7 protein-coding genes and 1 pseudogene are annotated in these 6,632 nt (G+C 72.0%); 3 read left to right on the top strand and 5 right to left on the bottom strand.

Going from position 1 to position 6,632, the window contains the following annotated elements:
* The first annotated feature begins 249 nt into the window (after positions 1 to 249).
* Entirely contained in the window at positions 250 to 1,746 is a 1,497-nt protein-coding gene (locus tag B9S61_RS04440) for a glutamate synthase subunit beta (protein WP_103541021.1), read from the top strand.
* A 282-nt stretch (positions 1,747 to 2,028) separates the two neighbouring features.
* On the opposite strand, the gene B9S61_RS04435 is transcribed toward B9S61_RS04440, so the two are convergent.
* The 3 genes from B9S61_RS04435 to B9S61_RS04425 form a co-directional block, all read right to left on the bottom strand.
* Positions 2,029 to 2,832: an SAM-dependent methyltransferase gene (locus B9S61_RS04435; RefSeq protein WP_258039545.1), complete on the bottom strand. Its 804-nt coding sequence runs from the start codon at positions 2,830 to 2,832 to the stop codon at positions 2,029 to 2,031.
* Positions 2,833 to 2,924: 92 nt separating this feature from the next.
* Positions 2,925 to 3,209, bottom strand: a complete 285-nt coding sequence (locus B9S61_RS04430) for a DUF397 domain-containing protein (RefSeq protein WP_103541019.1) — start codon at positions 3,207 to 3,209, stop codon at positions 2,925 to 2,927.
* Positions 3,210 to 4,070: a helix-turn-helix transcriptional regulator gene (locus B9S61_RS04425; RefSeq protein ID WP_103541018.1), complete on the bottom strand. Its 861-nt coding sequence runs from the start codon at positions 4,068 to 4,070 to the stop codon at positions 3,210 to 3,212.
* A 222-nt stretch (positions 4,071 to 4,292) separates the two neighbouring features.
* Between B9S61_RS04425 and B9S61_RS04420 the strand changes: the two genes are divergently transcribed.
* Positions 4,293 to 4,922: an ATP-binding protein gene (locus B9S61_RS04420; protein ID WP_103541017.1), complete on the top strand. Its 630-nt coding sequence runs from the start codon at positions 4,293 to 4,295 to the stop codon at positions 4,920 to 4,922.
* Between the two features lie 5 nt (positions 4,923 to 4,927).
* On the top strand, positions 4,928 to 5,359 hold the full coding sequence (locus tag B9S61_RS04415) for a hypothetical protein (RefSeq protein WP_374936181.1): 432 nt from the start codon (positions 4,928 to 4,930) through the stop codon (positions 5,357 to 5,359).
* A 48-nt stretch (positions 5,360 to 5,407) separates the two neighbouring features.
* Here the strand turns inward: B9S61_RS04415 and B9S61_RS04410 are convergent, their stop codons facing one another.
* Positions 5,408 to 5,593: a hypothetical protein gene (locus B9S61_RS04410; protein ID WP_103541015.1), complete on the bottom strand. Its 186-nt coding sequence runs from the start codon at positions 5,591 to 5,593 to the stop codon at positions 5,408 to 5,410.
* A 591-nt stretch (positions 5,594 to 6,184) separates the two neighbouring features.
* Positions 6,185 to 6,569: pseudogene (locus B9S61_RS04405) on the bottom strand (amidohydrolase family protein); the annotation flags it as partial.
* Positions 6,570 to 6,632: the final 63 nt, after the last annotated feature.

Genomic DNA, 6,632 nt, shown 5'->3' with positions numbered 1-6,632 from the left:
TTCCTCCGGCCGCCCGCCGGTGCTCCCGGGTGCTCCCCGCGCCGGCCGGCGACGCGGTGCGGGCGGCGCCGGTCCACCGGTCACCCCACGCCTCGTACTCCGCACCGCGTATCCCGCACCGCGGGTCTCGCACGGTGTCTCCCGCGCTCAGCGGCCCTCTGCGGATGGGGCCGGGCGGACGTATCGTGGCCGGAGGAGCGCAGACCGACGACGCACGGCCTGTCACCCGCGCACACAAGGAAGACGGCCATGGCCGATCCCAAGGGTTTCCTGACCACGCCCCGTGAGGAGTGGCCGCGAAGGCCGGTGGCGGAACGGGTCCGTGACTGGGACGAGGTCCTTGTTCCCGGTGCGCTGCTGCCCGTCATCGGCGGGCAGGCCGACCGTTGCATGGACTGCGGTGTCCCGTTCTGCCACGACGCCTGTCCGCTGGGCAACCTCATCCCCGAGTGGAACGAGCTGGTGTCCCGGGAGGACTGGCGGGCGGCGGCGGAGCGGCTGCACGCCACCAACAACTTCCCGGAGTTCACCGGGCGGTTGTGTCCCGCACCGTGCGAGACCGGCTGTGTGCTCGCGATCAACCAGCCGGCGGTCACCATCAAGAACGTGGAGTGCGCCATCGCCGACCGGGCGTGGGAGGAGGGCTTCGCCCCACCGGCGCCGCCGGACCGGCTCTCGGGGCGGACCGTCGCCGTCATCGGCTCGGGCCCCGCCGGACTGGCCGCCGCCCAGCAGTTGACGCGGGCGGGCCACACGGTCGCCGTGTACGAGCGGGACGACCGCGTCGGCGGGCTGATGCGGTACGGCATCCCCGGGTTCAAGATGGAGAAGCACCATCTGGAACGGCGCCTCGCGCAGATGCGGGCGGAGGGGACGAAGTTCCGTACGTCCACGACGGTCGGGCGGGACGTGGACGCGGAGGAGCTGCGGGCGAGGTACGACGCGGTGGTGATCGCGACAGGGGCCGCCGCCTGGCGTGAACTCCCCGTGCCGGGACGCGAACTGGCGGGGATCCACCAGGCGATGGAGTACCTGCCGCTGGCCAACCGGGTGTGCGAGGGGGATCTGGAGTCGTCCCCGTTGTCGGCGGCGGGCCGGCATGTGGTCATCATCGGTGGCGGCGACACGGGTGCGGACTGCCTGGGGACGGTCGTGCGGGAGGGCGCGGCGACGGTCACCCAACTCGACATCTACGCGCGGCCGGGGACGTCGCGTGACGAGGACGAGGAACCCTGGCCCACCTATCCGAAGGTGTACCGGATGTCCGCGGCGCACGAGGAGGCGGGCGCGCTGCGGTTGGCGCCGGGGGCGGAGGCAGAGATGGACGCCCGGGTGTTCGCGGCGTCGACGCTGCGTTTCGCCGGGGACGCGGAGGGCCGGGTGTGCCGGCTGGATCTGGTGGAGGTGGACTCCCGGCGGCGGGCCGTGGCGGGAACCGAGCGGTCGTTGCGGACGGACCTGGTGCTGTTGGCCCTGGGGTTCTCCGGGCCGGACCGGGGGGACGGGCTGATCGCCCGGCTGGGACTGGAGACGGAGCCCCGTGGCACCATCGCGCGGGACGCGGGGTTCGCCACGAACGTGCCGGGCGTTTTCGCGGCGGGGGACGCCGCACGGGGGCAGTCGTTGATCGTGTGGGCGATTGCGGAGGGGCGGGCTGTGGCGGCGGCGGTGGACGGTCATCTGACCGGTGGTGAGACGCGGTTGCCGGCGCCGGTCGGGCCCTACGACCGCCCCATGGCGGTGTGAGCGGGCGTGCCGGTCGGCGCCCCGGACCACCTCGCCGCTCACAGGACGGCCCGTGCATCACACGGTGCCCGTGCGGCTCCTCACGGGCGAGGTTGCGCGACCCGGCCCTCTCGGGGTGCCTCCCCCACTCTCGGCTTCGCTCGAGCGGGAGGTACCCCCACCGCCCGCCCGTGCCTCCCCGGGGAGTACTTCCCGCGCACGAGCACGACCGCCCCGCGGGAGCCGCGGGGCGGTTCGAAGTCGGGGTGAGGCGCCCCCGGGGAGTGGGGGCGCCCGCGGGGGCTACGGTTTGCGGGCCACCGCTCCGTAGCCGGGGATTATGCCGTCGCTCTGGCCGGGGATCGGGTCGCCCAGTTCCGGGTGCCACTCGTGGGGGACCTGGACACCGGGGGCAACCAGGTCGAGGCCGTCGAAGAAGCGGGTGAACTCGTCCCGGGACCGGAGGGCCAGGGTGACGCCCGCCGCCTTGAGTTTCTCGGTGGCCGCCGCCGACTCCTCGGGGGTGAAGTCGGCCGTCGCGTGGGTGATGACCAGGTGGCTGCCCGGGGGCAGTGCGTCCACCAGCCGCCCCACCAGCTCGTGCGCGCCGTCCTCGTCGGGGACGAAGTGGAGCAGCGCGATGAGGGACAGGCCGACCGGCTCGTTGAAGTCGAGGACCTTGCGCGCACCCTCCAGGATGGCGTCCGGATCACGCACGTCCGCCTGGAGGTACTCGGTCGCGCCCTCGTCCGTGCCCCGCAGCAGTGCCGCCGCGTGGGCCAGCACGATGGGGTCGTTGTCGCAGTACACGACGCGGGCGTCCGGCACGGCCCGCTGGGCCACCTGGTGCAGGTTGGGCTCGGTGGGAATGCCGGTGCCGATGTCGAGGAACTGGCGTACGCCCTGGCCGGCCAGCCAGGTCGTGGCCCGCTGCATGAACGCGCGGTTGACGCGTGCCATCACCGGCACGCGCGGGTCGAGCTCCAGCATCTGCCGGCCCATGGCCTCGTCGACGGGATAGTTGTCCTTGCCTCCGAGGTACCAGTCGTACATCCGCGCGGGGTGTGGCCTGGTCGTGTCGATCTCCACGGGGTGCTGCCCGGTCATGACGGACTCCATAAGTCTCTGCAAGCGTTAATGATCAAGTCGGTGCCAAGTCAGAAGGGGGACGAACGCAAAGGTAGAGCGGACAACAGGTCTCAGGACAGCAGGAAATCCGCCTCTCCGGCCTTCGCGCCCTCGATGAAGGCCGTCATCTCCGCAGTGGTGTAGATGAGCGCGGGCCCGTCCGGATCGGTGGACTGGCGTACGGCGATCCGGCCGTCGTCGAGTTTCATCGCCTCCAGGCAGTTGCCTCCGTTGCCGCCGCTCCACGGCTTGTGCCAGCCCTCGCTGCCCAGCTCCCGCGCGGGCATGCCGTTGTAGATCCGCTCGGTGCGGACCCGCGACGAGGACAGGGATTTCCGGGACTCGATGAGTTCCATTCACAGCTCCTTGCGGAGATCCCGGAGGATCTCCTTCGTGCGATGTGCCGAAGCGGCCTGCGCCGCCATGCGGTCCATGACCTCGAGGTGGGTCGCCACCTCGGTGCGCGCGTCCAGGTAGACGGCGCCGGTCAGGTACTCGCTGTAGACCATGTCCGGCAGTTCGGGCATGGCAAATCGGAACAGCACGAACGGCCCATACGTGCCCGGATGCGGCCCGCCGGCGAAGGTCGCGACCTGCAGCGTCACATGGGACAGCTTCGTGGCCTCGAGCAGCTTGTCGATCTGCGCACGCATCACCTCCGGGCCGCCGACCTGACGGCGGAGCACGGTCTCGTCCATCACGACCCACAGCCGGGGCGCGTCCTTACGGGTGAGCAGTTCCTGCCGTTGCATGCGCAGGTCGACGTGGCGTTCGATGTCCTCGGGCCGTGTCTGCCCTATGGCACCGGAGCGCAGCACGCCGCGCGCGTAGTCCTCGGTCTGGAGCACTCCGGGGACGAAATGGGGTTCGTAACTGCGGATGAGGGAGGCGGCACCCTCCAGGCTGACGTACATCGAGAACCAGCCGGGCAGGATGTCGTGGAAGCGCTGCCACCAGCCGGGCCGGTTGGCGTCCTCCGCCAGCTGCACGAAGGCGTCGGCCTCGTCGTCGGAGACGCCGTACGCCTTCAGCAGGAGCTGGAGGTACGGGATTTTGAGTCCGACCTCGGCCATCTCCATGCGGCGGACGGTGGCGGGGGCGACCCGGAGGACACGGGCGGCCTCCTCGCGCTTGAGTCCCGCGCGTTCCCGCAGGTCCAGAAGGCGCCGGCCGAGGACGACCTGGCCCACCGTCGGCGCGGACCGCGGTTCGCTCACACTCCACCTCCCTCGAACAAATGCTGACAGCCCGGCGGCGCCATTCGAAGATCTTTTCGAAGACTCTTTGAATCGAACTTGCGTTCGAACAAGTCTTCGGCGATCCCAACTGGCGCCGCGCGAGATGCTGTTGCGTGCAGTGTGCCACGACTGTCCAGACCGTCACACAGCACTCTGCATTTTTCAGAGTGACACTTGCCAAGTGTTCACGGCGGGGCGATAGTGGCAAGCGTGATTCCGTCCGCACCCTTAGGAACAGACGCCGCCGCAGGTTCCATCGGCCTCGGCACCGCCTCGGCACCCGCCCCTCCGGGGGCCGCTGCCGAGCGCCGGTTCCGTTTCGAACTGGCCGCTCATCCGGGTTCCCCGGCTCAGGCCAGACGCCTGACGAGGGCACGGCTGACCGGCTGGTCGGTGTGCGAGGACACCTGTGACACGGCGGAACTGGTCGTCTCCGAACTCGTCACCAACGCCATCGTGCACACCGCGAGCAGTCACATAGTCTGCGAGCTGCACGACGGCGGTGATCTGGTGCGCATAGCCGTGCGGGACGAGGGCTGCGCACCGGACAGGCCGCGCGCCAACACCCGGCAGCGGCCGGAGGAGGAGCACGGGAGGGGACTGCTCCTCGTCGACGCCCTGTGCCACTCCTGGGGCGCCCACGAGCAGGGCCCGGGGCTGCTGGTCTGGGCCGATCTCCCCCACAAGGCCGAGACCCCCCGTGACCCGGCCGACTCCCGCAACGACCTGGGCTGGGGCGCCCGCCCGAAGCCCGGCCCGCCCGACGGCCCGGACGACGGTGGCGAGGGCGACACCGACGAGGCCGCCCACCGGAACGGAGGGCCTGCGTGACGGGCATGACCGGCATCCGAGTGCTGAGCCTGGACTCGCTGGTCCGCCTCCGGCGCGGACGGGACCCCCGAGCCGCCTCCCGGCGTCTGCAGGTCCCCGAGGGCATGACCGCCCCCATGGGCTGCGACGCCGTGGCGGTACCCGCCCGTTTCGGCCCGATGGTGCTGCCCCGGCTGCCCCGGGTCGGGTGCGTCTACGCCGATGAGGCGCACTGGTGGTGGCTGGTCCCGTCCGACTCCGACTACGCCCTGGAGTGGCCCGCCCCCGCGCACTACGCGGCCGGCGCGCTCCTTCCCGACGCGGAGGCCCCTGGCCTGCCCGGCCTGATCCACCGGCCCGACGGCACGCTTCCCTACACGCCGCCGATACCGCTGTACCTGGCCGTCTGCCGGCTGACGGGAACCACCCCCGCCTGGTCCCGCCCGGTCACCGCGTAACAGCCCGTAACGGCCCTCGGCGGGACACGGGCGCCCTCCGGCGCCCGCTCACGCCGTCACATCACCGACGCCGCCGTCCGCCCGGACGATCACCAGGAACATGTCGGTCGCGAGGTCCATGACGACCTCGGCGGGCAGTCCCTCCAGGCGCCGCGCGTGCGCGAACTCCTCCGCCGGCCACGAGCCGCGCGGTCCACCTGCGGGAAAGCGTTCGAGCACTGTTCGCCCGTTCACCCTGCCACCTCCATGTAGCGCTGTACTCGTAGAGTTAAACGCCAACCATGGGGTGAACGCCTCGTCCGGTGACGGTACTGAGACGTAGTTGACACCCGTTCACCGCCAAGCGTGAGCGGGCTCTCGACTTTACGGAGTAATCCGTCACCCTCCGTACCGCCTGCCACACGCCTCGTATCAGCCGCCCCGGCGCTCGCCGCGGCCGCGTCCCGGCCCTCGCGGGTCGGTCGTCGTACTCGTCGTGACAGCTGACCGGCGCACCCCCGCAGGGCCTCCCGGGGGCCGGCGCGCGCCCCCCGGGCCCCTCCCACGCCTCCTGCCGGCCGAGCGCGGTGCGGTCCGGCAGGCCGCTGGTGGAGTCGAGCCCTTCGAGGCCGCGTCCGTGCGTCGAGCGGGTGCGGAGGACCCGGTCTCCGCGCGTACGAGCGCGGGTGACGGCCTTCTCCCCGGCCGGGCAGCTCCTCGCGTGCCGGGTGCCACTCGGCGCGGGACGGCCTCCGGAAGCGCCATGGTCTCTCCCCTGTGGGACGGTCCCGTTGCAAGGGGTGACCCCCGGAGCGTACGGGTCCCATCGCCCGCGCCCGGTGAACCTCAGGGGCCGTACTCCTGGATCCGCCGGCCGTGGCTCCGGTCGACCAGCGCCGGCGGCCGCTCCGCCAGCTCCCGCACCACACCGGGGACGTCGATCGTGAGCAGTTCCCGGTCCCGCATGAGGATCCGGCCGTCGACGACGGTCGTGCGGACGTCGGCGGCACGGGCGCTGTGCACCAGGGTCGCGGCGAGGTCGTGCACGGGCTGGGTGCACGGGCTGGGTGTGCGGGCCGGTGAGGTCGACGAGGACGAGGTCGGCGCGGCCGCCGGGCGCGATACTGCCGGCGCTCCCGCCGAGGCCGACCGCGCGGGCGCTCTGCAGCGTGGCGTGGTGCAGGGCCTGACGGGAGGTCAGCCGGCGCGGGTCGCCCTCCGTCGACTTGGAGGTCGAGCCCGGAGCCGAGCCCGGAGGCCGAGCCCGGAGGCCGAGCCCGGAGGCCGAGCCCGG

This window comes from Streptomyces sp. SM1, assembly GCF_002910825.1.
GTDB classification, from domain to species: Bacteria; Actinomycetota; Actinomycetes; order Streptomycetales; family Streptomycetaceae; genus Streptomyces; species Streptomyces okerensis.
The sequence above is the reverse complement of the archived record's forward strand: the minus strand, read 5'-3'. Positions and strand labels throughout refer to the sequence as shown.

Excerpts from the sequence above, each read along its gene's own strand:
- B9S61_RS04440 (WP_103541021.1), top strand. The coding sequence starts at position 250 with ATGGCCGATCCCAAGGGTTTCCTGACCACGCCCCGTGAGGAGTGGCCG.
- B9S61_RS04435 (WP_258039545.1), bottom strand. The coding sequence starts at position 2,832 with ATGACCGGGCAGCACCCCGTGGAGATCGACACGACCAGGCCACACCCC.
- B9S61_RS04430 (WP_103541019.1), bottom strand. The coding sequence starts at position 3,209 with ATGGAACTCATCGAGTCCCGGAAATCCCTGTCCTCGTCGCGGGTCCGC.
- B9S61_RS04415 (WP_374936181.1), top strand. The coding sequence starts at position 4,928 with ATGACCGGCATCCGAGTGCTGAGCCTGGACTCGCTGGTCCGCCTCCGG.